The sequence below is a fragment of the Streptomyces sp. NPDC029138 genome (assembly GCF_055564375.1).
The window spans coordinates 173,154-198,586 of the sequence record NZ_JBVHWM010000007.1; the positions used below are offsets into that span (position 1 = coordinate 173,154).

The 25,433-nt window shown below is 70.5% G+C and carries 20 protein-coding genes and 2 pseudogenes; 12 read left to right on the plus strand and 10 right to left on the minus strand.

The genetic code is table 11. The features are described from left to right. Window positions 1-121: 121 nt before the first annotated feature. The gene (locus ACZ4WH_RS10210) at window positions 122-1,693 is read left to right on the plus strand and encodes a glycoside hydrolase family 30 protein (protein WP_468178612.1); all 1,572 of its coding nucleotides are present in this window, start codon (window positions 122-124) and stop codon (window positions 1,691-1,693) included. Window positions 1,694-1,695: 2 nt separating this feature from the next. Here ACZ4WH_RS10210 and ACZ4WH_RS10215 read toward each other — a convergent pair whose 3' ends face one another. After that, on the minus strand, window positions 1,696-2,340 hold the full coding sequence (locus ACZ4WH_RS10215) for a CatB-related O-acetyltransferase (protein WP_468178614.1): 645 nt from the start codon (window positions 2,338-2,340) through the stop codon (window positions 1,696-1,698). A gap of 143 nt (window positions 2,341-2,483) precedes the next feature. On the opposite strand from ACZ4WH_RS10215, the gene ACZ4WH_RS10220 reads away from it, so the two are divergent. After that, window positions 2,484-3,530: a helix-turn-helix transcriptional regulator gene (locus ACZ4WH_RS10220; protein ID WP_468178616.1), complete on the plus strand. Its 1,047-nt coding sequence runs from the start codon at window positions 2,484-2,486 to the stop codon at window positions 3,528-3,530. A gap of 107 nt (window positions 3,531-3,637) precedes the next feature. Here the strand turns inward: ACZ4WH_RS10220 and ACZ4WH_RS10225 are convergent, their stop codons facing one another. Both ACZ4WH_RS10225 and ACZ4WH_RS10230 read right to left on the minus strand, forming a co-directional pair. Further along, the gene (locus tag ACZ4WH_RS10225) at window positions 3,638-6,190 is read right to left on the minus strand and encodes a carboxypeptidase regulatory-like domain-containing protein (protein WP_468178617.1); all 2,553 of its coding nucleotides are present in this window, start codon (window positions 6,188-6,190) and stop codon (window positions 3,638-3,640) included. A gap of 515 nt (window positions 6,191-6,705) precedes the next feature. Further along, the gene (locus ACZ4WH_RS10230; RefSeq protein WP_468178618.1) at window positions 6,706-7,248 is read right to left on the minus strand and encodes a TetR/AcrR family transcriptional regulator; all 543 of its coding nucleotides are present in this window, start codon (window positions 7,246-7,248) and stop codon (window positions 6,706-6,708) included. Window positions 7,249-7,324: 76 nt separating this feature from the next. On the opposite strand from ACZ4WH_RS10230, the gene ACZ4WH_RS10235 reads away from it, so the two are divergent. Continuing rightward, window positions 7,325-8,374 (plus strand): aldo/keto reductase, encoded by a 1,050-nt coding sequence (locus ACZ4WH_RS10235; RefSeq protein WP_468178621.1) that lies wholly within the window; start codon window positions 7,325-7,327, stop codon window positions 8,372-8,374. A 111-nt stretch (window positions 8,375-8,485) separates the two neighbouring features. Beyond that, window positions 8,486-8,788 (plus strand): annotated as a pseudogene (locus ACZ4WH_RS10240) (hypothetical protein); the annotation flags it as partial. Here the strand turns inward: ACZ4WH_RS10240 and ACZ4WH_RS10245 are convergent. Further along, the gene (locus ACZ4WH_RS10245; RefSeq protein WP_468178622.1) at window positions 8,677-10,488 is read right to left on the minus strand and encodes a S8 family peptidase; all 1,812 of its coding nucleotides are present in this window, start codon (window positions 10,486-10,488) and stop codon (window positions 8,677-8,679) included. The pseudogene ACZ4WH_RS10240 and the gene ACZ4WH_RS10245 sit on opposite strands and share 112 nt — an antisense overlap. Window positions 10,489-10,930: 442 nt before the next feature. Between ACZ4WH_RS10245 and ACZ4WH_RS10250 the strand changes: the two genes are divergently transcribed. Continuing rightward, complete coding sequence (locus ACZ4WH_RS10250) at window positions 10,931-11,575, plus strand: dihydrofolate reductase family protein (RefSeq protein WP_468178624.1); 645 nt, start codon at window positions 10,931-10,933, stop codon at window positions 11,573-11,575. 99 nt (window positions 11,576-11,674) lie between these two features. Here ACZ4WH_RS10250 and ACZ4WH_RS10255 read toward each other — a convergent pair whose 3' ends face one another. After that, entirely contained in the window at window positions 11,675-13,546 is a 1,872-nt protein-coding gene (locus ACZ4WH_RS10255; RefSeq protein WP_468178626.1) for a rhamnogalacturonan lyase, read from the minus strand. Between the two features lie 214 nt (window positions 13,547-13,760). On the opposite strand from ACZ4WH_RS10255, the gene ACZ4WH_RS10260 reads away from it, so the two are divergent. From ACZ4WH_RS10260 to ACZ4WH_RS10275, 4 genes are all read left to right on the plus strand, one after another. Next, a complete protein-coding gene (locus tag ACZ4WH_RS10260) occupies window positions 13,761-13,919 on the plus strand; it encodes a hypothetical protein (protein ID WP_468178628.1) in 159 nt (52 codons plus the stop codon). Between the two features lie 97 nt (window positions 13,920-14,016). After that, a complete protein-coding gene (locus ACZ4WH_RS10265) occupies window positions 14,017-14,619 on the plus strand; it encodes an exonuclease domain-containing protein (RefSeq protein WP_468178630.1) in 603 nt (200 codons plus the stop codon). A 275-nt stretch (window positions 14,620-14,894) separates the two neighbouring features. Next, window positions 14,895-15,518, plus strand: coding sequence for an ISAs1 family transposase (locus ACZ4WH_RS10270; RefSeq protein ID WP_468178650.1), 624 nt, complete (start codon window positions 14,895-14,897; stop codon window positions 15,516-15,518). A 20-nt stretch (window positions 15,519-15,538) separates the two neighbouring features. Next, complete coding sequence (locus ACZ4WH_RS10275) at window positions 15,539-15,859, plus strand: hypothetical protein (protein ID WP_468178632.1); 321 nt, start codon at window positions 15,539-15,541, stop codon at window positions 15,857-15,859. A gap of 46 nt (window positions 15,860-15,905) precedes the next feature. Here ACZ4WH_RS10275 and ACZ4WH_RS10280 read toward each other — a convergent pair whose 3' ends face one another. The 5 genes and pseudogenes from ACZ4WH_RS10280 to ACZ4WH_RS10300 all read right to left on the minus strand — a co-directional run bounded on the left by ACZ4WH_RS10280 (window position 15,906) and on the right by ACZ4WH_RS10300 (window position 23,418). Continuing rightward, a complete protein-coding gene (locus ACZ4WH_RS10280; protein ID WP_468178634.1) occupies window positions 15,906-20,189 on the minus strand; it encodes an nSTAND1 domain-containing NTPase in 4,284 nt (1,427 codons plus the stop codon). After that, window positions 20,186-20,569: a CU044_2847 family protein gene (locus ACZ4WH_RS10285; RefSeq protein WP_468178636.1), complete on the minus strand. Its 384-nt coding sequence runs from the start codon at window positions 20,567-20,569 to the stop codon at window positions 20,186-20,188. Before ACZ4WH_RS10285 ends, ACZ4WH_RS10280 begins: the two co-directional genes overlap by 4 nt. Window positions 20,570-20,866: 297 nt before the next feature. Continuing rightward, window positions 20,867-21,481, minus strand: a pseudogene (locus ACZ4WH_RS10290) (N-acetylmuramoyl-L-alanine amidase); the annotation flags it as partial. Between the two features lie 51 nt (window positions 21,482-21,532). Beyond that, a complete protein-coding gene (locus ACZ4WH_RS10295) occupies window positions 21,533-22,219 on the minus strand; it encodes a peptidoglycan DD-metalloendopeptidase family protein (protein WP_468178638.1) in 687 nt (228 codons plus the stop codon). A gap of 65 nt (window positions 22,220-22,284) precedes the next feature. Next, complete coding sequence (locus ACZ4WH_RS10300; protein ID WP_468178640.1) at window positions 22,285-23,418, minus strand: helix-turn-helix domain-containing protein; 1,134 nt, start codon at window positions 23,416-23,418, stop codon at window positions 22,285-22,287. A gap of 561 nt (window positions 23,419-23,979) precedes the next feature. Here ACZ4WH_RS10300 and ACZ4WH_RS10305 point away from each other — a divergent pair. From ACZ4WH_RS10305 to ACZ4WH_RS10315, 3 genes are all read left to right on the plus strand, one after another. After that, on the plus strand, window positions 23,980-24,339 hold the full coding sequence (locus ACZ4WH_RS10305) for a hypothetical protein (protein ID WP_468178642.1): 360 nt from the start codon (window positions 23,980-23,982) through the stop codon (window positions 24,337-24,339). Between the two features lie 43 nt (window positions 24,340-24,382). Continuing rightward, the gene (locus ACZ4WH_RS10310; protein ID WP_468178644.1) at window positions 24,383-24,664 is read left to right on the plus strand and encodes a hypothetical protein; all 282 of its coding nucleotides are present in this window, start codon (window positions 24,383-24,385) and stop codon (window positions 24,662-24,664) included. 107 nt (window positions 24,665-24,771) lie between these two features. Further along, window positions 24,772-25,038, plus strand: coding sequence for a DUF2630 family protein (locus ACZ4WH_RS10315; protein ID WP_468178646.1), 267 nt, complete (start codon window positions 24,772-24,774; stop codon window positions 25,036-25,038). Window positions 25,039-25,433: the final 395 nt, after the last annotated feature.

Sequence of the window (25,433 nt, forward strand, 5' to 3'; positions counted from 1 at the left end):
CCGAGGGGGCTTACTTCAAACCTTGACTTAACATCACGGAATTGCTTGGATCCGGAGCGGCAGCGCGCCGCCGGCCCCGTACGGCGACGACCCCAGACACCCCGGAGCCCAGGGAGCAGGCGTGAGACGTCATCTCACCGCACTAGCGGCCGTCGCGACCATGTCACTGACCGCGCTGGTCGGCGCGGGCCCCGCCGCGCACGCCGACCGAGCCGCGGGCGGGCCGCCCGGACACGGCCGGATCGTGACCGGCACCTACTCCACCGGCGCCGCGCGGGCATGGCTGCCGCTGCCGAAGGTCAGGACGGACACCGACCCCGGCGGCCCCGTGACCGCCACCGTCGTCGCGGACCCGAACGCCGTCCGGCAGCGGTACGCGGGCGTGGGCTTCTCCCTGGACGAGACGAGCGTGTCCAACCTGTGGAAGCTCACCCCCGCCAAGCGGGAGGAGGCCGTCCGGTTGCTCGTCGACCCCGAGCACGGCGCGGGCCTGGACCGGTTCCGGCTGACGATCGGCAGCCCCGACCTCATCGAGCACCTGCCGTTCTGGTCGGAGGACGACCTGCCCGCCGGTGTCACCGAGGACTTCGGCCTGAAGCACTTCTCCATCCGGCGGGACATCGACCTGCACATCATCGACACGATCAAACTCATCCAGCGCTACAACCCCCACGCCACCTTCTTCGCGTCGGCGTGGAGCGCACCGGCGTGGATGAAGACGAACAACCGGTTCACCGGGCAGGTCGCGCTCAAGCCCGGGAGCAGCACGGACTACTACCAGGTCGGCAAGTTGCGGGACGACTGCATCGACGTCTTCGCCCGGTACTACGTCAAGTTCGTCCAGGCGTACGCCCGGCACGGCATCCGGGTCGACGCCCTGACCCTGCTGAACGAGCCCGGCATGGACGTCGTCTACCCGGCCATGGACATCAGCGTCGCCCAGCAGCAGAAGCTGGCCCTGGCGATCAAGCGTGAGTTCCGGGCCGCCCGGCTGCACACCCAGCTGTACGTGCATGACTTCAACTTCTGGGACTGGCGCGACCCGGGCAGCGAGGCGACCAAGAACTACCACCGCATCTTCGACGACGCCCCCGACGGCTCGGTGACCGGCGAGCAGGTCCGCGAGGCGGCCGACGCCATCGCCTTCCACCCCTACTGGGGGGACCCGCGCGTCATGCGCGACGCCTACGAACAGACGGGCAAGCCGGTCCAGCTCACGGAGACGAGCGACCTGTCGCCCTCGACCATCCTCGACGACTTCCGCCTCGACGCCGGTTCCTACATCCTGTGGGCCCAGACCACCGACCAGGACGGCGGGACACTGCACTGGACACCGGCCCGGGACAACGACGTCGACTGGGACCAGGTCGCGGCCACCACCAAGTGGCGGGACCGGCTGGTGACGGTCGACACGGCCACGCGCGACTTCACCGTCCGCGACGAGCTGTACCCGATCGGGCAGTTCGCCAAGTACCTCTCGCCCGGCGACGTACGCCTCGAGTCCAGCGCCGCCGAGCACGGCATCGGCAACGTCGTCTACCGCACGAAGAACGGCACCTTCGTCGCCGTCCTCGGCAACAGCACCACCACCGACAGCAAGGTCCGGATCACCGTCGCCGACCAGACGTTCGTCGTGACGGTCCCGGCGGACTCCTTCGCCACCTACCGCTGGCGGGGCGGCCCCGGCCACTGACGTCAGTCATCGCCCGGGGCGGCGGCCTCCAGATCGGCGATGCTGCCCGACATGATGGTCCGCACATGCTCGGTGATGAGCTCCAGGGGCCAGTTCCACCAGGCCACCGCCAGCAGCCGGGCGATGTCCCGGGCGTCGTGGCGGGTGCGGACGAGGCGGGCCGGGTTGCCACCGACGATGCCGTAGTCGGGCACGTCTCCGGTGACCACGGCCCCGGTGCCGATGATCGCGCCGTGCCCGATCCGCACGCCGGGCATGACCGTCGCGCCGTGTCCGAACCACACGTCGTTGCCGACGACGGTGTCTCCGCGGTTCGGCAGGCCGGTGAGCAGGTCGAAGTGGTCGGCCCACGAGCCGCCCATGGTGGGGAAGGGGAAGGTCGAGGGGCCGTCCATGCGGTGGTTGGCGCCGTTCATGATGAACCGCACGCCCGTGCCCAGCGCGCAGAACTTGCCGATGACCAGCTTCTCGGGCCCGTAGTGGTAAAGCACGTTGCGCGTCTCGAACGCGGTCGCGTCGTCCGGATCGTCGTAGTAGGAGAACTCCCCGACCTCGATGAGCGGGGACTTCACCAGCGGCCTGAGCAGCACCACCCGCGGCTGCTCGGGCATCGGGTGGAGGACCGTCGGGTCGGCGGGTGCGAGCATGGCGAACGGCTCCCCAGCGGTCGCGTGGCACGGACCGCTCCATGATCGCGGTATCGGGCCGTCCCGTACACCGATTTACTGGAGGGTGATGGCGGTCCGCGCCATGCCTTCGGGCCGCCGCGAGCAGGGGAGTGTCGGAACAGATGGATGGGACGCCGGGCAGTCCTTGGCCGGGGACCGGGCTCGACCCGCTGGCCGGGCGGGTGGTGGAGTACCTGGTGACCGTGCCGTCGGCGGACGCCGCGCAGGTGGCGGCGGCGGTGGGCGTGTCCCGGCCGGCGGCGGAGCAGGCCCTGCGGCAGCTGGAGGACGTCTCGCTGGCGCTGCGCGTCGACGGCGTGACGGCACGGTGGGCGGCAGGCCCCCCGCGCGCCTCGCTCGGCGCGCTGCTGGCCCGGCGCCGGGCCGAACTCGCCCGCGCCGAGGCCCTGGTGGAGCGCCTGCACGAGACGTACGAGGAGGTGTCCGCGCCGCGCGCCGCGCACCTGGTGGAGGCGCTGGAGCGCGAGGAGGAGGTGTCGGCCCGCTACGGCCAGCTGCTGAAGGGGACTTCGGCCGAGGTGCTGCACCTGGCCAAGCCGCCGTACGTGACGGGACAGCACACGTCCGCCCCTGATCTGGGCGTGGCGGACGGGGTGCGGATGCGGTCGGTGTACGAGACGGACGGTTTCACCGACGCGGTCTCGCTGGAGACGGCGCTGCGCGGGACGGCGGAGGGCGGGCAGCTGCGGCTCGCGTCCCGGCTCCCGGTGAAGCTGGTGGTGTTCGACCGGGCGGCGGCGCTGCTGCCGGTGCGCGGGGACCGGCCTGCGGCGGGTTCCCTGGTGGTGCACTCGCCCGCGCTGGTGGAGGCGCTGGTGGCGCTGTTCGAAAGCGTGTGGGAACGGGCCGAGCCGGTGTCCCTGGCGACCCGGCGCGACGGCGGGCCGGTGTCGCCGCCGGCCCCCCGGCCGGAGGACCCCGCAGCGGAGAGCGGCCCGCGGGCGGTGGGGCCGGACCGGCGGACCCGCGAGATCCTGCACCTGATGGCCACCGGGATGAAGGACGAGACGATCGCCCGCGTCCTCAAGGTGAGCCGGCGCACGGTGCAGAAACACGTCAGCGAGGCGGGAGCCCTGCTCGGCGCCCGAACCCGGTTCCAGATCGCGCTGCTGGCGGCGGAGCGGGGATGGCTGGAGGAGCAGCCCTGACCGTGTGTCCGACCCGGGTGCGGGCGCGGCCTTCGGGTCAGGGCGGTGCCGGTGGCGCACCCCCGGCGGGACACGCCACCGGCACCGCGTGGCTCAGCCGTGACAGGTCACGGTCGCGCTCTGAGCGCGAAACTCCTGCCCGTGACCCGGTCGCCGTGCACCATGGCCCGCCGGGACAGCGGCGCGTACCCGTCCGCCGTCGCGCGCAGGCGGTGCACCCCGGGGCCGGCCGTGAACAGCGTGTACAGGCCGTCGCCCACGGCCGGGTCCTCGGGGGTGGCCACCGTGCGCGCGCCGGCGCCCGGTGCCGAGGCGTCCGTGACCGTCGCGCCGACGATGCCGCGGCCGGTGCCGGCGTCCTCGACGGTGCCGACGGTCAGCCCGCCCGGCACCGGCTCCAGTGTCCGGCTCTCCAGGGTCACGTCGTCGACCTCCCAGAAGTAGGCCCAGTTCGCGACGAAGTGGAAGCGCAGCCGTACGGAAGGCTGCCCGGCGTACTGCCGCAGCGGGACGCGCACGGTGACATGGTCCGCCTGGCCGCCCGCCTTGGGACCGGCCCACGCGTTCTGCCAGGTGGCGCCGTTGTCGGTGCTGGCGTCCACCGTCATGTGCTGCTGGCTGAGGTTGGTGATGTAGCCGGTCTTGAAAGTGAGGTCGGCCGACTGCGCGTCCGACAGGTCGTAGGCGGGGCTGATCAGCGAGGTGTCCTGGTGCGGTCCGAACAGCCCGCTGTCGCTCTCGATGACCGCGAACGCACCGCTGCCGCCGGTGAAGTTGCCCCGCTGGTTCGGGTCGTCGAACCGCCAGCCGTTGTCGCTGCCCGCCGCGTCCGACACCGTCCAGCCCTGAGGAGCGGCGGTGGGGGAGTCGAAGCCCTCGGTGTGCTCGGCGCGGTGGAGGTCGTAGCCGACGGCGGTGGCCGCGTCGGGGTCGGCGGTCAGTGCCGCGTCCACCGTCACGGGCCGGCCGGCCACCGTCACCTCGCGGGCGAGCGCCTCGTAGCCGGGCAGGGCGGCGGTGATGTCGAGGGTGTAGCCGTCGTGCTTCGGCAGCGAGATGTCGTAGTCACCGGTCACCGGGTCGGTCCACACCGGCGCCTCGGGGGACCCCTCGACGGCGATCCTGGCGTACAGCGGCCAGCCGTGCCCGGAGCCGTCCCGGACGGTTCCGCGCACATGGGTGCGGGGCAGAGCCTTCAGGCCGAAGTCGCGGGTCACGGTCGTACCGTCCGCGATGGTCACGGTGACCGGGGCCGGGGACGCGTAGCCGAACGCGGTGACGGTGAGTCCGCCGACCTCACCGGCGGGCAGGTTCAGGGTGTACGTGCCGTCCGCGCGCGTCGTGGCCACGTCGAGCCCGGAGCCGACGGTGGCACCGGCGACGGGCCTGCCGGTCTTCGCGTCCGTCACCGTGCCCGAGAGGGTGCCGCTCGGACCGCTGCGGAAGGCGGCCAGGCCGGAAGGGGTGCCGAGGCCGGTGGGGCCGTCGTAGCCGGGGCCCGCGGTGCACAGGTAGGCGGTGGCGCAGGTGCCGTTGGACCCGGAGGTGATGTCGTTCAGCCCCGGGCCGTCGGTCGCGTACGGGTAGGCGTTGGGCTGGGTGCCCGGGCGGGGCGGGCCGGCCAGCGCGTAGGTGGCGGCGATCACCGGAGTGGCCGCGCTGGTGCCGCCGTAGCGCTGCCAGCCGGTGCCCAGAGAACCGAACGTCGAGTAGACGGCAACGTTGTCAGCGACCGCCGACACATCGGCGACACTGCGTCCGGAGCAGCCGGTGTCCTTCTGGAACTCCGGTTTGGGCTGGTACGACGCGCAGCCCGAGCCCGGGCCGTAGAAGCCCCGCTTCCACGCCGTCTCGTCCCAGCCGCGCGGGCTGTCCGGGTCGGCGGTGAGATTCGTGCCGCCGACCGCCGTCACGGTGGACAGGGTGGCCGGGAACGCGACACCGTAGCCGTTGTCCCCGCTCGCCGCGACGATCGCGACGCCGGGATGGTCGTAGGAGGAGCCGTACGTCTGCTGGTCCGAGGCGAAGTCGCCCGTGCGGCCGTAGGAGTTGGAGACGTACTTGGCGCCGAGCGCCACGGCCTTGTCGACGCCGGCCGCGAGCCGGTCCAGGCCGTCGTTGTCCGTCTCCACGAGCAGGATGTGCGCCCGGGGGGCGACGGCGGAGACCATGTCGAGGTCGAGGGCGATCTCACCGGCCCACATGTCGTTCGACGTGGGATAGTCCGTGCCGCCGCGCTGGTCGACCTTCTTGAAGCAGCCGTTGGCCGTGGTGCACGGCGGCAGCCCGTACTGGGCGCGGTAGACCGCCAGATCCGCCTCGGCGTCGGGGTTGTCGTAGGCGTCGACGATGGCGATGGTCTGCCCGGCGCCGCCGTCGGCCGGGAGGCTGTAGGCGCTCTGGAGGTCCTGGGGGCCGAGCCCCGGCGGCGTCTGGGCCGCGGTCAGCCGGAGCAGTGGGGGCTGGTCGGAGCGCATGGCATAGCAGGACGCGTGCCCCTTGGCGGGCGTGCCGCACACGGGAGCCAGATCGGTGCCGCCGTCATCGGTGGCGGGCGTGGTGTCGAGACGGGTCGGCGGGGCGGTGGCGCCGGGACCCGGGACCGGCGCGGCGGACGCGGGCGGGTTGACGCCCAGGAGAACGAGGGCCGCGAGCCCCACGGCCGCGAAACCGTGCCGGCAAGCATGAGAGACGGTTATTCGCTCTTTTTGAAGCGAGGATGACGTCACTTCGTACCTATCGTGAACGGGCCCTCGGTCGAGGGCCGACTTCCGGACAATTAGCGGGAGCCAAATGACGACCTGTCAATACCTGCTGTGTTAACGGGGGATGAGCCCAGCTCGCAGCCGGGTTCTCACTTGCGCAGAAGCGCAGAATGCCCTCGCCTCGCCGCTTGTCCGGCCGCCGTTCAGGAGTTGAGAATGAGGCCGCAGTCATCGGAACGGCTGAGAATTCCAGGAGTGGAAGGGAATTCCCGCCTGCGGCCCTGGCGAGGAATTCCGGACCTGATCCCGCCCGAGACGGCTTACTTCCTCGCCGGGAGGACATCGAGCCGCGCGCCGGAGTGCGGCCGGTCCACACCGACGTGAATCAGGTCGGCCGACGCGCCCGCGGCCCAGCGTGAGGAAAACGCACCGGACGACACCGCGGGCGCTTCCGGGCGGTGCTGCGACTTCTACCGCTGCGGCTGTGTGCGGAGTCCGTCGAGGATGAGCGCCAGCATGCGGGGTGAGCGGTCTTCGGGTCCGGACGCGGCGCGCCAGAGTGCGCCGGTGAGCTGGAGGAAGTCGCCGGGGTCGGCGTCCGTGCGGATGCTTCCGTCCTGCTTGCCGGCGTCGAGGAACCGCGTGATCGCGGCGATGACCGGCCCGTAGGTCTGCTCGCTGATCGTCTGGTGCGCGCCGGGGCTGAGTGCGTCGCCGAGGCCGTGCTTTCTGCGCATCGCTTCGACGAGGTCGGTCGTCCAGTGGCGGAGCGCTTCGAGCGGCGGCATCTCGGCCAGCAGCTCGGGCACGGTGCCGAGGATGCGTGCGACCTCGTCCTGGTAGACGGCGAGGGCGAGTGCTTCGCGGGTGGGGAAGTTGCGGTACAGGGTGCCCGCGCCGACGCCGGCGCGCTGGGCGATCTGGTTCATCGACGCGCCGCCGTCCTCGGCCAGCGCATCGCGGGCGGCCGCGAGGATGCGTGCCCTGTTCTCGCGAGCGTCTGAACGGACCACGGGACCTCACCTTGCTAAGCGGAGAACTCTCCACTACGTTATGTGGAGACCTCTCCACTTACTTTAGAGGAGCACCATGCGGTACATCAAGCTCGGCACCACCGGCCTGGACGTGTCACCCATCGCGATCGGCGCCATGACCTACGGCGAGCCCGACCGGGGCCACCCCGTCTGGTCGAAGGGCGAGGAGGAGGCGCGCCCGCTGATCAAGCACGCGCTGGAAGCGGGGATCAACTTCTTCGACACCGCCAACATGTACTCGAACGGTTCCAGCGAGGAGATCCTCGGCCGCGCCCTCAAGGACTTCGCCGACCGCGACGAGGTAGTGATCGCCACGAAGCTGCGCCATCCGATGCGGCCCGGTCCCAATGGCCGCGGCCTGTCCCGGAAGGCGATCATGACGGAGGTCGACCACTCCCTGCGCCGCCTCGGAACGGACTACATCGACCTCTACCAGATTCACCGCAACGACCACACCACCCCGTGGGAGGAGACACTCGAGGCGCTCAGCGACCTCGTGAAGGCCGGCAAGGTCCGCTACCTCGGCGCCTCCTCGATGCACGCCTGGGAGTTCGCGAAGGCACTGCACCTACAGAAGCAGCACGGCTGGGCGCGGTTCGTGTCCCTCCAGAACCACTACAACCTGCTCGCCCGCGAGGAGGAGCGGGAGATGATCCCGCTGTGCCTGGACGAGGGTGTCGGCACGATCATCTGGTCCCCGCTGGCCCGTGGCCGCCTCGCCCGCGCGTGGGACGACGCCCGCTCGACGGCGCGCGCCCAGACGGACGGCGCCTACGCTGACCTGCTCTACACGCCCGCACAGGAGTCCTCCAACCACGCGATCATCGACGCGGTCGGCCAGGTCGCGGACGCCCACGGCGTCAGCCGCGCACAGGTCGCACTCGCCTGGCTGCGCCACCAGCCCGTCGTCACCGCGCCCCTGGTCGGCGCCGGCTCGATCCGGCACATCGACGAGGCCGTGGCCTCCCTCGACGTCCAGCTCACCGACGACGACGTGCACGCCCTGGAAGGTCCCTACACGCCCCGGTACGACTGGCAGGGCATCTCCGACGAGGCCGAGCTGGAGGCCATCCGCAAGCGCGTCCCCGGAATGGCGCTGTCGTAACCCGGTCGCCGTCGGCTTCGACGTCGTTCCGGTCCCTGAACCCAGGACGACAACGAAGAACGTGCGCACCTCGCTCTCGCCCCCACCTCTACGGCCCCCAGTCGGAGTCGCTCGCGCCTGAAGGCTCTCGGTGCGACGCCCGTCGACGTGGGCCAGGGCAATATGCCGGGGACGGTCCTCGCCGAGCCGGAGGGCCACGAGTTCGGCGTCTGCGCCCTGTCCTGCCCCCGCCCGAGACGGCGACGGGACGGCCGGCACGCATCCGTGCCGGCCGACCCGTTCCGCTCGCTCCGGGGCCGTCGTCAGAAGGTCAGCGCCCAGCTGTTGAGGGTGCCCGTGTCCTGGGCGTACACGTCCTGCACCCGCAGCTTCCAGGTGCCGTTCGCGGGCTCGCCGGAGGCGTCCACCGTGTAGGTGGTCCTGACGTCGTCGGCGGAGTCCGAGCTGCTGGAGGACTTCAGCCGGTAGGCCGAACCGTCCGGCGCGACCAGGTCGATGACCAGGTCACCGCGGTAGGTGTGGGTGATGTCGACCGCCACCTTCAGGGCCGAGGGAGCGTTGCCGGTCAGCCCGCTGACGCTGACCGGGGACTCGATCGCCGAGCCGCCGTCGGGGACGGCGACCGCCGAGGTGCTGGTGAAGGTGGTGCCCGTCGAGCCACCCGTACCACCGGAACCGCTCACCGCCTGCACCGTCTTGGCCGCGTCCGCCAGCCCCGCCCCGCAGCCGCCCGAGCAACTGCCCGGCAGGGGACGGGCGTTGGCCTTGACGGCCGACTCGATCCGGGCCGGGGTCAGCGAGGCGTCGGCCGACTTCATCAGCGCGACCAGGCCCGCGATGTGCGGCGTGGCCATGCTGGTGCCCTGGTAGTAGGCGTACGACTCGGTCGACGGCGTCCTGGTGCCGGAGTTGAGCGTGGACAGGATGCCGTTCGCGGTGCCGGTGCTGGTCTGGCCGCCGGGCGCCGAGATGTCGACCAGCGAGCCGTAGTTGGAGTAGGACGCCTTGGCGCCGGAGCGGTTGGTCGCGGCGACCGAGATGACGTTGTTGCAGTTGCCCGGCGAATGGTTCGCGACGTTGTCGTTGTCGTTGCCCGCGGCCACGACGACCGTCGTGCCCCGGTTCACCGCCGCGTTGATGGCGCTCTGGGTCGCCGAGGTGCAGGCACCGTCGCCGCCGAGGCTCATGTTGATGACCTTGGCGACGTTGGTGTTGGCGGGCACGCCGGAGACGGTGCCGCCGGACGCCCAGGTGATGGCGTCGATGATGTCGGAGTCGTAGCCGCCGCACTTGCCCAGCACGCGCAGCGGGGAGATCTTCGCGCCGTAGGCGACACCGGCCACGCCCTTGCCGTTGCCGGTGACGGCGGCGATGGTGCCGGCGACGTGCGTGCCGTGCCAGGAGGAGTTGCTCGCCGGGACACCGGCGCCGCAGTCGCCCGCGGCGTACCAGTCACCCGGGTCGGCCGGGTTGCCGTCGCGGCCGTCGCCGTCGACGGATACGGCGGTGTCGGAGATGAAGTCGTAGCCGCCGACGATGTTCGCGGCCAGGTCGGAGTGGGCCACGTAACCGGTGTCGATGACGGCGACCGTGACACCGGAGCCGGTGGACAGGTCCCAGGCGCCCGGCACGCGCATGCCGGCGGTGTCCTCGAACAGGTCCCACTGCTTGCCGTACTCGGTGTCGTTCGGCGTGGCCATCGGCTTGTTGAGCCGGTCCGGTACGACGTAGGCGACCTGCGGGTCGGCCCGGTACCCGGCGACGACGTCGGCGACATCGGTCCGGGTGACGTCGTCACCGAGGTCGACGAGGGCGGCGCCGGTGCCGAGGCGGCGCTGGAAGTCGACGTGTTCGCCGGCCTCCTTGCCCTTCGCGGCGGCGTCGGACTCGGCCGCCTTGTCGGAAGTGGCCTCGGCGGCGCCCGACTTGTAGCCGACGATGAGGCGTTCGGCCGGGGCGCCGGGGGCGGCCTCGGTCCGGGCGGCCCGGACCGCGCTCTCGCGGACGGGGCCGTCCTGGGCGGCGGCGCCGGTGGCCGTTGCGGCCGTGAGGAGGGCCGCGGAGACCGCGGCGACGGATATCAGCGTCCGTCCGGTGGCGGGAACTCTACGCAAGGATGTGCCTTTCGTGACCGACTCCGGGCAGGGCGGAGCGGCAGTGGGGAGGCGCTTCGGCGTCGAAGCGGAGGGGTTGAACCGACAAGCGGTGCAGATGGCCGACCGTGCGCGGATGCGGACCCGTCCGGGGTTACCTGTGGGTCAGCTGTGCAGGAACGATAGGCAAAGCGCCGGCCAAAGGGGTACAGGGAAAACCCTCGACATGACCGATAACCCACCCTCGCCCGGCCGGCCCGGCGCGGGTCACGCCGGCCGGCCTCTCCGCGGGCGGCAAGCCCTTCGTTGACGGGTGCGGGGCGGGGGCGCCGTGCGGGTGCCGAAAGCGTCGTCGCCGTCGCGCCGGAAAAAATTCCGGGGCCGCTGTCGATTCGGCCGCGTCCCGTTCGACGTCATGGTGTGCGGCGCCTCGCCGGCGCGGCAGGACCTGATGAGGAGAAACGTGGATCAGCTGCTGAGAGTCATGAACTTCAACGTCTCGAGTGACGGAATCGGTGCTGGTGAGCACCAGAGTTTCGAGCGGCCGTTCGGCCTGGACCGTCCCGAGAGGCTGTTCGCCTGGGCCGGCGCCACGGCGAGCTGGCCCATGCGCACGGATCCCGGCGGGAGCCGGGGCCTCGACGACTACTTCACGCGGGACTTCGCACGCAACATCGGTGCCGAGATCATGGGCCGCAACAAGTTCGGGCCCCAGCGCGGGCCCTGGGACGACCATGAGTGGCGCGGCTGGTGGGGGGAAGAGCCCCCGTTCCACACCCCTGTCTACGTCATGACCCACCACACGCGTCCGTCGTTCACGCTTTCCGACACCACGTTCCACTTCGTCGACGGCGACCCGGCCACCGTCCTCGAACAGGCGCGTGAAGCGGCGGAGGGCAAGGACGTCCGACTCGGCGGCGGGGTCACCACCATCCGGCAGTTCCTCGACGCCGACCTCGTCGACACCATGCATGTGGCGGTCTCGCCGGTCGAGTTCGGGTCCGGGCTTCGTCTCTGGGAGTCCCCGGACGAGTTGCTCGACCGGTTCCACCTGGAGGTCGTGCCCAGCCCGAGCGGCGTGACGCACCACCTTTTCTGGCGCAGGTGACGTGCGGGCCCCCTCGACTGCCGGCCGCGGCTGCGAGGGGGCGTCCGTCGGCATCCGCGGTATCCGCCCCGTCGGACGCCCTTCTCACCGTGGAAACGGTCAGGGTGTGTGGACGGTCGGGCGGGGCGGGGTCGGCATGTCGTCGCCGAGGAAGAAGCCGGGGTGCGGGGGCTGGTTGTAGGCGGTGTTCTGCCAGGCGAGGGCGGTGCGGTACTGGGTGTCGTGGAGCAGCGTGGTGATGCGGGTGCCGGTCTGGTACGGCGTGCTGTAGACGCGTAGGGCCCGGTTGTCGGTGGTGGGCCAGACGACTTCCTCACGCCAGTCGCCGAGGATGTCCCCGGACAGGGACGGGGTCGCCTTGGTGCTGTTGTTGGAGTGGACGGAGGCGCCGGTCAGCAGGCGGGTGTCGCCGGAGGTGCCGTACTTGTCGATGTGGGTGCCGTCGAGTAGTTCGCGGACGGTGTCACCGTCCCACCACGACAGGAAGTTGGCGCTGGACGGCTTCCGCGAGGAGACCACCGTGCCCTTGGGGTCGCGGACGCCGCTCTCCGCCGACGACCAGGACTCGGCGCCCGCGCTGCCCGCCCAGATGTCCCCGGAGACACCCCGGCCGTTGTCCCCGTTCGCCGGCGTGGACCAGAGGATCTGGCCGGTCCTGGCGTCGGCCATCCAGGAGGAGGGCTTGGACCCGTCCTCGTCGACCTTGAACTCCTCCAGCCCCGGCCGGGACGGGTCCAGGTCACCGACGTGCATGGCGTCACCGTGGCCGTTCCTCGTGGTCCACAGCCCGCTGCCGTTGTCGTCCACGGCCATCGAGCCGTAGACGATCTCGTCCTTGCCGTCTCTGTCGACGTCGGCCACGGACAACTGGTGGTTGCCCTGGCCGTCGTAGCCCTTGCCGCTGTTCGTGGAGGAGGTGGTGTCGAAGGTCCAGCGGCGGGTGAACTGGCCGTTGCGCCAGTCCCAGGCGGCGATGACCGTGCGGGTGTAGTAGCCGCGGGCCACGATCAGGGACGGGCGTGCTCCGTCCAGGTAGGCGGTGCCGGCGAGGAAGCGGTCGACGCGGTTGCCGTAGGAGTCGCCCCAGGAGGAGACCGTGCCACGGGCCGGGACGTGGTCCACCGACTGCATCGCCTTGCCGGTCTGGCCGTTGAACATGGTCAGGTACTCGGGGCCGGAGAGGATGTAACCACTCGAACTGCGGTGGTCGGCCGAGGAGTTGCCGATGACGGCGCCGGTGCCGTCCTTGGTTCCGTCGGCCGTCTTCATCGCGACCTCGGCCTTGCCGTCGCCGTCGTAGTCGTACACCTGGAACTGCGTGTAGTGCGCGCCGGAGCGGATGTTGCGGCCCAGGTCGATGCGCCACAGCCGGGTGCCGTCCAGCCGTATGCCGTCGACGATCGTGTTGCCGGTGTAGCCGGACTGGGAGTTGTCCTTGGCGTTGGTCGGCTGCCACTTCAGGACCAGGTCGAGCCTGCCGTCGCCGTCGAGGTCGCCGACGGAGGCGTCATTGGCCTCGTAGGTGTACGCCACCCCGTCCGGGGTCGTCCCCCCGGCCGGCGGCGAGATCGGGACGTCCAGGTAGCCGGACCGGAACTGGAGCGCGTGCTCGGAGGCCGTCTGCTCGGTGCCGTTCACCACCGCGCGCACCGTGTAGTCGGCCGAGTCCGGGGCACCGGCGTCGAAGTAGTTCGTCGAGGCGGTGAGGGGCGCGGAGTTGAGCTTGGTGCCGCCACGGTAGACGTTGAACGCCACGTCGTTCGGGTCGGTGGCCAGCCACCGCCACGACACCAGGTTTCCGCTGCTGGTGTGGGTGCTGGTCAGTCCTCGGTCGAGGCGTTCCACCTGCCGCGCGGTCGCGGCGTGCGCCGTCTGCGGCAGCGCGGTGAGTACGGCGGCGGCGAGTGCGGTGGCGGCCGTGATGCCGCCGAGCAGCCGGGTGGTGCGGGGGTGCCGGTGCGCGTGGGTCACGACGACCTCCGGATCACGTGGACAGCCGGTGCGGGGGCGTGGGAACGCTCCCATGGGTCTCAGTGAGCGTAGGAAGGTGCTGATGCGTCGTCAAGGATTCTGTCGGCCGGCGATGTTCGGCGGTGTTCGGATTCGTGACTTTGTCGCGGCGGCGCCGGGACACACCTGGACTGGGCGGTGACGGCACCCGGGCACCACGAAGGCGACGCGGAGCATGGAACGCCATGTCCGGCTCACCGCCGGTTCACTCGTGCCGCTGGGCCTCCTGCTCGGCCTGGCCGTCCACCGACTGCGCCACAACCGCCCCCGCCGGGCCGACCTGAACACCGCACTCGCCCGACTGCGCGGCACCGGAAACGGGGAATCCCGGTAAAGGGGGACAGGAAACACGTGTCGGCGGACAGGAAACGATAGCCTGTCGGCGACCTCCTCCCAGAGGGGGATTTTTCTTGCTCCAGAGGGAGATTTTCTTGCCTACGTTCATCGTGTTCGATCTTGAGTTTACGACCTGGCCGGGGGCGCTCGAGCAGGACTGGTCGGCACCGGGGCAGCTGCGTGAGATCGTGCAGATCGGCGCGTTGCGGCTGCGTGAGGACTTCTCCGTCGTAGAGGAGTACGAAGCGCTCGTGCGGCCTGTGGTCAATCCGCAACTGTCTCCGTATTTCACCGAACTCACCGGTATCGACCAGGAGACGGTGGACAGGCAGGGGCTCCCCGCGGCAGCGGCACTCGGCGACTTCCTCGGATTCTGCCGAGGGCAGTCCGTGCTCTCCTACGGCAACGACATGGTCGTACTCGGCGAGAACGTGGGCTGGGCGCGAGCCCGAGGGGAAGAAGTCAAGAACGGATTTCTCGACGCCCATTTCCTGAACATCCGCCCATGGGTGAATTCCGTCGCGCCGGCGACGACGACAGCCAACGTCGGCCGCCTGTGGCAGGTACTCGGCCTCCCCAAACCAGCGGCCGGCAAAGAGCATGCGGCGCTTTTCGACTGCTACTCCTTCGCCGCGGCCATCAAGCACCTGACCGGCACCGGAGCGGTCTTGCCCGAAGGATGTCTGTGGCGCCCCTGAGTCTCAGGCGGTGCCCCAGGGCGGCGTCGTTCAGGCGGTGTGTCCGGGTTGATGCGGCTTCAGGAGTTGGGCGGGGTCGCGGGGTATTCGCCGGGGCTGACGCGGAGGCAGCCGCGAAGTCCGGTGATCATGAGGTGTCGAGTCCCTGATCACCACGACGGAGGACCGTGTCTGCCCGCTCACCCCCGCTCACCCCGGGCCCTCTGAGTCAACTCACCGACGCCGTACCGACCGCCCCCGATGACCTCCCCCGCCTGCTGACCTGCCTGGCTCAGGTGCCCGGTCCCCGGCGGTACCGGGGCCGGCGCCACCCGCTCGCTTCTGTCCTGTCTCTGGCCGCGTGCGCGGTTCTGGCCGGAGCGAAGTCCTTGGCCGCGATCGCGGACTGGGTCGCCGACGCACCGCCGTACGTCCTGGCCCGGCTCGGTGGCCCTTGCCGGGAGCCGGACCGCGGCCCCGTCGCCCCGGCCGAGGCCACCGCGCGGCGTATCCTCCAGCGCATCGACGGCGACGCGCTGGATACGGCCGTCGGAAGTCGGCTCGCCGGGCGCGAACGCGCCGCCGGCCAGGAGGAGAACGACAGCGACCGGCCCCTGCCCTCCCTCGCGGTGGACGGCAAGACCGTGCGCGGCGCCCGCCGCAGTGACGGCACCCAGGTCCACCTGCTCGCCGCGATGACGGGGACCGGCCTGGTCACCGCCCAGCACGAGGTGGACGGCAGGACCAACGAGATCACTGTCTTCCAGCCGCTGCTTGCGCCGCTCGACCCGCACGGCACGGTGGTCACTTTCGACGCCCTCCACTCGCAGACCGCCCATGCCCGCCTCCTCGTCGAGGACCAGCAACGCCCACCACATCGCGCTGATCAAGGGCAATCAGCACCCCGCGCAGGTGGCTGAAGGCCCTGCCACGGCGGGAAGTGCCACTCCTGGACAAAACCCGGGCCACCGCGCACGGCCGTGACGAGATCCGCCGGATCAAGGCGGCCGCCGTCACCGGGATCGCCCGCCACGTCCGCGAACACTGGGGCATCGAGAACAAGATCCACCATGTCAGGGGCACCACGTACGCCGAGGACGCCTCCCACGTACGCACCGGCACTGCTCCACGTGCCATGGCATCCCTGCGCAACCTGGCCATCGGCGCCCTCCGACTCACCGGCCGGACGAACATCGCCGCCGGGCTCCGTCACCACACCCGCGACACCAACCGCCCGCTGACCACCCTCGGAATCGTGTGAGCAACCCGGATCATCACCTGAACGACGCGGCCTGGAGCGGACGGCGTCATCCGTCGTGGCAGAGGGGTTCCTCCGGGACGGCGGCGCCGAGACTCTGCCTTTCCTCAGCGGTGAATTCGCGGTAACCGATCACGCGGCACAGCTGACGTTGCCACAGGTCAGCGTCGAGCCGAATGGTGCGGTAGGCGGTCTGCCCCAACTCGTCGTCACGGAACAGCAGCGTCCTGCCGTCGGTGGAGGCATCGATGTAGGAGTACCCCGTGGTGGAATCGACGGGAACGCCGAAGGTGTAGGTATCGCTCGACCTGCCCTCGCCGATGTCGTAGAAGTGCGCCGAGGTGCCGGAGAACAGCAGGAAACGACCGTCGCGGAGGAACTGGGTGACAAATCCCGTGTCGTAGTAGGGGTCACTGGCGAGGATCGGCCCGATCCTCTTGCGGGGCGGGCTGGTCTGCCAGAGTTCGACATTGCCCCCTCTGCGGAGCAGAGCGAAGTACTTTCCGGCCGGGTCGAACTGGATCGTCGTCGTGTCCGATCCCGTCTCGATCGTGTTCACCTCGCGCCCCGCCACTGTGTCGACGATGTGGACTTCCGGGTCACCCCACACCACGACGGCCAGATGACCGCGCTTCGGATGCGTGGTGAACGTGAGGGCGCTTTTGGCGGAGACACCGGGGATCAGGCGCCGCAAGTCCGTCTGCTCCGTTCGACGGCCGGTGCTCCGGTCCCACCTCTGCACCACCGGGCCGGACAGCGTCACCACGCTGTCTCCGATGAAGCGGAAGCTGAAACCCGTGTCCTTGGACCAGCGGTCACGGGCAGGCGGATCCATGGCGGTGATTGTACGGACTGGGCGCAGGTCCGAGGCCCGGCGCAGCACGATGGTGCTCTTTCCGACCCGGTCGGCCACCACCTTCCCGTCCGCACTGAACGCGACCGCCACATCCTCGCTGTCGACGTCGCCCGGTCGGCGCTCCGCACCGGCCAGCAGTTCGCCGCCCTCGTCCGAGGCGCGGCGCTCGATGCGCTTCCCGTCGTCCGCCAGGCCCACGATGGACTTCCCGTCAGGGGAGAGTGCCGGCTTCGTCAGCGGATCCGCCGGAGCGCCCTCCGGCAGAGCCGGGATGTGCATCACGCTCTTGTCGTCGGAGGCGAGGAGCACGGGCTCGCCGCGGACCGAGACCACGTTGTGCACCGTATGTGCGTCGGCCCCCCGACTCCTGATGAAGAAGCGGACCTGATTGGTCTTCAAGTCCAGCAGAGAGCGACGGCCGCTACCGTCGTATCCCAGCAGCACCACCCATCTACCGCTGTCGTCGACGCCTTCCAGCCCGCAGGTGTCGCCCTTGCCCAGGCCCTGGTCCATGGAGTGGAGTACCGCACCTGACCCGTCGGTCCTCCGTACGACGAGTGCGCGCCCTCCGTGCTTCTTGGACGATTCGCAGCTCGCGACCGTGTTCCCTCCGGCGGAGACCTTGAAGTGCGTGGTCGGCGGCAGGATGACCTGCGTGTGCCGGGTGCTCCGGTCGATGGCGATCAGCGAGCTCTTCTCGGCGTTCCGGTCATAGACGTGAGTCAGCAGCCTGCGGTCGTCAGAGCCGATGTAGACGCCGTCGAAGGCGGTCGTCTTCGGCAGGCCGGAAGGCAGCGGGACCGTGCCCGACGTCCCCTTCCGAAGGTCCCACCAGGCGACAGTGGTGAAGCCCGCCCCGGTCTGCGCGACGATCCGCCCGTCGCTCGAGATCGCGGCGTTGTCACTGATGTCGCTGAGACCGGCCGGCGAGCCGAGCCGGGGCGGCAGTCGGTGCGCCGGGCCGGCCAGGCTGCCGGGGCCGCCGTCACGCCGCACGTCGAACCAGACCAGTTCCCGCTGTTCCGTGAAGAACCCGGCCCGGCGTCCGTCTGCGGAAACGAAGCTCAGTGCAACCTGGTACGGCAGGTCGAGCCGTTCCCTCCTCACCGTTCCCGTGGCCGCGTGTACGTACAGGGTGGGTTTGCCGATGCCCGAGCGGACGAGGACCACTTCGCCGTCCTTGCTCGCGGCGACGCCGGTGACGGAGCCGTCGGAACCGGACAGCAGGCGCTGATCGGGGTGGTACGCGAGCCGGGCGTGCAGGAGGGCGTCGCGGGCCTGCTCGGTCGGGGACGTCCTGTAGGCCGCCAGCGCCGTCATGATGGAGAGCACCGGATCCGAGGTGCCGAGGTCGGTGGAGCTCTGCGCCAGCACGCGGGAGGTGGACTCCGCCGCACGCCGGCCGCTGACGTAGCGGTAGTAGGCGAAGAGCGCGCCGAGGAGGACCGCCAGAGCGGTGAGGGACGCGATGGCGGACGTCAGGACTCGCCGTTTGCGGCGTCGTGCCTGCCGGTGAGTCTGCCCGCGGCGCAGGTAGTCCTGCTCGGCGTCAGTCAGGAACCGGCCACGGTCGGACAGCCAGCGTTCGGCCGCCTCCAGGGCCGACCGCGAGGGCAGCAGATCGGGCTCCCTGCCGCCGTGCTCCCAGCGTTCCCGGTCGTGGCGCAGTGTTTCACGCCAGACGAGAAAGGCCCGGTCCTCCTCGGCCCAGTCGGCCAGGCGCCGCCATTCGTTGATGAGGGCCTCGTGCGCCACCTCCACCGTCTCGACGCCCTCGGCGCTGCGCCCGGTGACGAGCAGACGCGCGTCGGCCAGGGGCTGGGCGATGTCCCAGGCCTTGGTGTCCAGTTCACTGCGCAGGGCCGTCCGCCGTGTGATCGCGCTGGTGCCGAGGGGCACGCGTACCAGCGCCGCGAACAGGCGGCGGGCGGCGGGCAGCGCGGAGTCCGGGACGTGCGCGCTCCACAGACGTTCGGCGTGCTGTCCCAGCGCGCCCGTGACGCCGCCCAGCGCCTCGTACGACTCGTGGGTGAGGACCCCACCGTCCTGGCTGCGCCAGAGCCGGTCCAGGGTGAAGCCGAGCAGGGGCAGCGCGCCAGGTTCCTCTCCCGCGTCGGCGAGCACGCGTTCGACGAGACCGGCCTCGTAGCCGACTCCCGGTACGGCGTCCACCGGTTCGGTGACGATCTGGCGAAGCTGCTGCGGGCTCGGAGCGCTCAGGGCGTAGAGCCGGTTACGGAAGGCGGCGCCCACCTGCGCGTGGGTCAGCGCCCTCTCCAGGAAGTCGGCGCGGAGGGTGGTGAGCACGTGCAGGCCCGGTGGGAGGGACGCTGTGTAGAGGGCGTCGGCCAACTCGTCCACCAGGTCGGGAGTGGAGACGAGCAGTTCCTCGAACTGGTCGACGACGAGCAGCAGGCCGTGCGTTCCCTGACGCTCCAATACGGCGGTGACGGTGTCCGCGACGCCCTGCTCGGCGAGGACGCGCACCAGGGCGGGAAGCCGGTCCAGCCGTTCGACGGCGGACAGGTCGGGCTCCAGGAGGGGCAGCAGCGCGGCCGACAGCGCCGACAGCGGCCGGCTGCCGGAGGCGGGACGCAGCACGCCCACGGAGAATCCCCGAGAGCGCAGGCTCGGCACCACCCCGGCCAGGACGAGAGAGGACTTGCCCGATCCGGACGGCCCGACCAGGCACACCTGGCGTTCGGCGGCGACCTTGGCGGTCAGTTCCTTGGTCTCCTCCTCCCGCCCGTGGAAGGACGCCGCATCCGCCTCCCGGAACGGGGCCAGGCCACGGAACGGGGAGGGCTGCAACGTCAGGGCCCGCAGCGGTTCCCAAGTGCGCAGCAGCGCGTCGGACGGGATGAGATAGCTCGCCGCGGGCTCCCCGGACTCGGCGACGACCACCATGCCCACGACCGCGGACAGGTCCTCGTCCCACACAGGGCTGCCGCTGAATCCCCCGGAGACGCGGTAGCCGTCGGACGCCAGGTCGGTCTGGATCCAGCCGTCGGCCTGGCGGGAACGGAGTACTCCGGCGTGCCACACACCGGCCGGGCGACCCTGGGGAAACCCGAAGATCCGGGCCGGGTGCCCCCACACGTCCGCGGCGTCGACCATTCTCACTGGGCGCCCTCGCGGAATCGCGGCTTCCAGACGCAGCACCGCGACATCTTCGTCGCCCGCCGCGAAGTGCACGATCTGTGCCGGTGCCGGTGCCGGTGCCGGTGCCGGGCCGGGCTCGGCTGCGGACAGTAGCGGCAGGTCCACGAACACCCGCGCCGCGGCCGTGGGCGGTTGCTCCTCGGGCGTTCCGAGAGCGGCACTCACCACGTGGGCACAGGTCAAAGCGGTCTGTTCACCTACCAGGAAGCCGACACCCCAGCAGTTTCCCTGCTGGTCCGTGATACGCAGGACTGCCGAGTCGAGCGCGGTCGGGCCGCCCCGGACTGTCGGTGTGGCGCTGTCCGGCACCCTCATCCCTCCGGTTCGGCAGCCCGGCGACCCGCTTCCTCCGCCTGGTTCTCACTCCGGTCCCATTTGAGGGTCACGGTGAAGTGTGCCTGAGCCGTGCTGCTGCTGATCACGATGTCGGCGCCGGCCGACAGCGACAGACCGAACTCCACGGTGATCTCCTGCGGACCCCGCACCGGCTCACTGAAGGTGTCCACCAATTGCCGGGCCATGGGCCGCAGCTCGGACAGCATCTCTCCCATGGAACGGGCCGCCCTGGCCACGACCTGCCCAGGCCGCGCCACCTTGACCAGTCCGTCTGCCGGCTTTTCCTGGACCTCGATCTTGACGACCCGAGCCGCCCCGTCACCGCCCTCGTCGAGCGGTAGCTCCATCACATAGGCCACCGTGCTCCCCAGTCACATTTGTTCGTTCCGCGCCTTGTTCCGTGTAAGGCGCAGACTCATCAACCACTCCATCGCCGCAGGTCACAGGGCGGCAATGGCTATTTCGGCCAACATCTGCCGCTCCTCTGCGAGAAGGTCCGGGCGTGCGCTGGCCTCGTGGTGCTCGGGGCTGCTGGTGGCGTTCACGAACGGTCTTTCTCGGGCGTCGGCCCCGACGACGCCCCTGTGGGGGTGTCTCCGGACGGAGGCACCCCCACGGACCGCGGGGCTCACTCAGCCGGTGACGAGCGCCGGCTTCGGCGTCTTCTTCAGGCGGGCCGCGACGCGGTCACGCATCCCGGGCATGGAGAAGCCCTTCGGGTCGATCTTGTCCTGGGACCATTCGAGGTGGCCGATCACGCTGCGAGCGGTCCAGCCGTGGGCACGGCAGATCGCGGCGCTGACGCGTTCGATCGCCTTGAGTTGTGCCGCGGGCCACGGGTCGTCGCCGTCGCCGCGGTTGACGCATTCGAAGCCGTAGAAGCAGACGTTGCCGTCCACGCCGTCGTCGTTGCCGCGCGTCGGCTCTGGCGGGCGGGTGCCGTAGTCCTCGGCCTTCACGCGCTCGAGGACCTCGGGATCGCCCCCGCCGGCGTGGTTGGCGCGGCCGTGGCCGACGAGGTGGACGGTGCCGTCCTTGGCGATGACGCCATGGCACAGCGGGCCAGGCAGTGAGCTGGAACCGTCCCGGCAGATGGCGACGGACTCCTGGGTGCCCGAGGTCACGGTGTGATGGATCATCACACCGTTGACGGGTCCCCAGGGGCCCTTGTGGTTGCGGTTGTGCGTGCGCCAGTCGCCGACCTCCACGACCCGTACGCCTTCGGCGCGCAGGGCGGCGAGGAGCTTCGCTGCGGACAGGGGTGTCGCCATGGAAACCTCCTGGTAGGTGAATGTGCGGTCAGTGCCGTGGGTGGCCCGTGCTCACCAAGAGGGCTTGCGGTCGTTGCCGTACCCGCCACCGCGGGGACGGTCCTCGAAGTGCAGGTGTGGACCCGTCACGTTGCCGGTCGCCCCGACCTTGCCGAGCCGCTCGCCCGCCTTCACCTTGTCGCCCTTGGAGACGGCGCGCTGGGACAGGTGGCAGTAGATGTAGTCTCGGCCGTTGTCCGCGCGCAGGCAGATCCAGTTCCCGTACGCGCCCCCGTCGCCGTTCGACCAGGCGATGGTGCCCGCCCGTACCGCCACCACGGGGGTGCCGGTGGGTGCCGCGTAGTCGTCCCCGGTGTGGTAGCCGACGGAGTAGTCCGAGTTGCGGACGCCGTATGCGTACGTGACCTCGTGGCCGGGCACGGGTGAGGGCACCCCGCCCGATCGGTGGCCCCCGTCCTTCAGACCGAGCCGGGCGAATGTCTCCGCGCCCGGCAGTCCGTCCGCCCCGCTGCCCGACCAGCCCTGCGCTCGCTGGAACTTGGCGCAGGCGCTCTTCGTCTCGTCGCCGTACTTGCCGGTGGGGCCCGACGGGATCTTGTAGCCGGCGGCGATGAGGGCCTTCTGGAACGTCTTCACGCACGGCTCGGTCGAGCCGTACCTGACGTGATCGAACTCGATCCTGGTCATGAACATCTCCCCGTTGATGTCGATCGCCCGGTCTCGGGCGACTGATGTCATCTTCTGAGCAACGGGCGTGGAGATGTTGACGCCGAGTCCACGGTTGTTTGACGATCCGTCCCCACTCAGTCGGCTGCGGGTCCTTCGCCGGTCACCTCGAGCAGGGCACGGCGGCGGTAGTCGCGGGGCGACATGCCGTAGGCCGAGCGGAACGCGCGCGTGAAGACCGGATGGTGCTCGAAGCCCGCGCGCACGGCGACGAGATGCACCGGGACGTCACGCCGGGCGGGATCGGCGAGCATCTCGCGGGCACGCTCCAGACGCAGGTGGCGGATCCAGCCGGACACGGTGGTCTCGCGGTCCTGGAACAGCCGGTGGAGATGGCTGGTCGAGATGTGGTGTGCGGCGGCAATGGCGGCCGGCGTCAGGTCCGGGTCATGCAGGTGGTCGCGGATGAACGCCTGGATGCGCAGGGTCAGGGTCCGCCTCCGCGATTCGGCGGGCAGGCAGTCCATGGCGTCGAGCGCGTTCGCGAACACGGCCGCGAGCAGGTCGACCAGGACCGTCTCCAGCCGGGGCGCGTCGCCGGCGGTGTATGAACGCGGCTTGTCCGCCAGGGTGGTGAGGAAGGCCGTCAGCAGGGCCCCGACGCCCTCCTGTCCCGTCATCCGGTGACCGATCACCCGGCCGAGATCATCCGCGGGCAGGGGCAGACGTGCACGGGGCACGTCGACGCTCACGGCGTCCACGCCTTCCCCCTGAGGGCCCAGGAAAATATCGAAGGGGCGGGAGGAGTCGTTGGTACGCAGCTCGTATGGGCCGTACAGGGCGTCCGGGCCGCCCATGCAAAAACCCACGGTGCCCTTGGTGATCAGCGAGAGGTGGATCATCTCCGGGTCGGAACGACGGATGAGCCGCGGTGTCCGCCTGATGGTCTGGGGCGACCAGACCGAGGACCACACGAGCGCGCTCTCCAGTTGGACGACGCACTGCTGCGCGCGGAAGTCGGAGTCGGGACGACAGACCAGGTCCACGGGCGCGTGTATCTGGGACAACTTCTCCCGCCACGCGTCGACCCGGTCGGCCACCGGTAAGTCCTCGGACCTGAATACTGTTTCGATCATCGCTTCTGCCCCCGTCGCAACGTTGATGAACACCGAGCCCTGATGAACACCGAGCCCTGGTGGCCCGGGCACATCACCAGAATGCCGAGGGACAAAGAAGCAATAAAGAGTTCCGATCCGCCGGGCGTGGCGCACCCAGTACCCACGCAGGGCCTGCTAAGCGCTCCGTTGGCTGTGTTGACAGCCGCTCCACCCGTGGGGCCGAGACAGGCCGTCGAACGTCTGCGAGAACGTCGTGGCTGGTCGCGCTCGTCGCGCGATGTGAGGTTCAGCCCGTCGCCGGAGCGGCAGATCCGCGTGCCGGAACCGGTACCCACCCCTCGAAGGCGAGCGGGTGGGGGGGAGGGCATCGGGGGCCGTCGGTACGGCGTCGGTGAGTTGACTCAGAGGGCCCGGGATGAGCGAGGGTGAGCGCCTGGGCGGTACCCCCACCCGGCCGGGCGTACGTGGCGTGGGCAGATCGGCGACGCCTCGCACCGGGTGTTCACCGGCTACGCCGCCATGGTGTGGCCCGGCATCTGCCGGTGGCCCGGCATCTTCCGGCGGACGGCGGCGTGCCGATCGCCCCGTCCCTGTGGATGATCGTACCGAGAGGAGGCTGGGTACCCGGCATGCCCCACATCGGTGCATACCTGAAATGGCTTACATGCCCGACATGCCCAGGCCTCGTTCATCGCCGCAAAGGAGACACACGCGATGCGCTCGATCATGACGGGAACGGCGGTCGGCCTGCTGGGGGCCGCCGCGCTGTGCCTCTGGACCCCGGCCACCGCGTTCGCCGGTACGGACGCCGCCGCCCGGGCGTCGGTCACGTACTGCGGCGCGGACAAGGCCACCGGGCTTGCGGTCTGGGCGGACCGGGCCGAGTCCTGCCCCGGCGCCCTGGAGGTCGCCGACGCCTACACCAAGGCAGCGTCCAGCAGGTCGGGCGCGCCCGCCACGGTCAGCGTCGACGGAACCACCTGGACGTGCCAGGAGCGTCAGGGCGACCCGAACCCGTACCAGGAGTGCGTGGACGCCAGCGACAGCGGCCGCCGGGTCGTTCTCACGTCCTGACCTGGGCTTTCTCTCCCCGGATTTCCCTCCACGGAGGTCGACCATGGATGTCACACGCCTGCCCGCGATCGCCGTCGGTGCCGCGCTGTTCCTCGCGGTCCCCGCGCCCGCCCACGCCGCGTTCGGCACCGACGACGCCGCATGCGCCAGGGCCGTGGCGGCGGCCGAGAAGGCAGACCGCGACTACGAGACGTACAAGAAGGAACTACAGGACAGGATCGCGGACGGCGGGCACCCGGACCGTTCCGAGCTGCAAGCCCTCGCGGACGCCGAGGCGCAACGCGACACGGCGGCCACCCAGGCCCAGCGCGTCTGTGCTTCCTGACGGGGCTCGATCATCGCTCGCCCCACCGTGGCGGATGCGTTGAACCTGCTGTTCAATGCATGAATCGACTGATGTCGACTCACGGCTCACGGCTTGGGGAGAGAAGCATGACGACGGGACCAGGCGCCGAGGGCGAGAGGGAGATCCTCGGACGCATCACGGAAATGATCAGCCAGGAGAAGGACCTGCGGGACCGCCTGGCGGACCACAGCATCGACCAGCCGACCGAGCAGGCACGCCTCGCCCGGCTGGAGACCGAACTCGACCAGTGCTGGGACCTGCTCCGGCAGCGCCGGGCCCGCACCGCCGCCGGCCAGGACCCCGAGGAGGCACAGGTGCGCCCGGCGTCACAGGTGGAGGGCTACCTGTCCTGACGCCCGGCACGCGACGGCCCTTGCTCGTCCCTGTGATGTCTCAGCCCAGTGGTGATGTCTCCGCCCATGGTGGGTCTCAGCACCTGGGTGATGTCTCAGCACGTGGTGATGTCTCCGTCCATGGAATGAACGCCCCGCCCGCCACTGTTGCCCCGGCAGTGTCGGCCCCGGCACGACAGTCGGCGCGAGGCGGAGATGAGCACTGATGAGCATGGCGTTCGCACCCGATGACCTCTCGGGCCAGACCGCCTGTGCCGGCTCCCGCTCGCCGCTGCGCGACTTCCTGCGGACCGCGACCGGTAGCGGGGGGGGGGGGGGGGGGGGGGGGGGGGGGGGGGGGGGGGGGGGGGAGGGGGGGGGGAGGGGGGGCGTTGGTTTGGTGGGAGCAGGCGTTC

Coding starts and splice junctions, on each gene's coding strand:
- ACZ4WH_RS10215 (WP_468178614.1), bottom strand. CDS start 2,340: ATGCTCGCACCCGCCGACCCGACGGTCCTCCACCCGATGCCCGAGCAG.
- ACZ4WH_RS10220 (WP_468178616.1), top strand. CDS start 2,484: ATGGATGGGACGCCGGGCAGTCCTTGGCCGGGGACCGGGCTCGACCCG.
- ACZ4WH_RS10235 (WP_468178621.1), top strand. CDS start 7,325: ATGCGGTACATCAAGCTCGGCACCACCGGCCTGGACGTGTCACCCATC.
- ACZ4WH_RS10260 (WP_468178628.1), top strand. CDS start 13,761: ATGGAACGCCATGTCCGGCTCACCGCCGGTTCACTCGTGCCGCTGGGC.
- ACZ4WH_RS10280 (WP_468178634.1), bottom strand. CDS start 20,189: ATGAGGGTGCCGGACAGCGCCACACCGACAGTCCGGGGCGGCCCGACC.
- ACZ4WH_RS10295 (WP_468178638.1), bottom strand. CDS start 22,219: ATGACATCAGTCGCCCGAGACCGGGCGATCGACATCAACGGGGAGATG.
- ACZ4WH_RS10305 (WP_468178642.1), top strand. CDS start 23,980: ATGCGCTCGATCATGACGGGAACGGCGGTCGGCCTGCTGGGGGCCGCC.
- ACZ4WH_RS10310 (WP_468178644.1), top strand. CDS start 24,383: ATGGATGTCACACGCCTGCCCGCGATCGCCGTCGGTGCCGCGCTGTTC.
- ACZ4WH_RS10315 (WP_468178646.1), top strand. CDS start 24,772: ATGACGACGGGACCAGGCGCCGAGGGCGAGAGGGAGATCCTCGGACGC.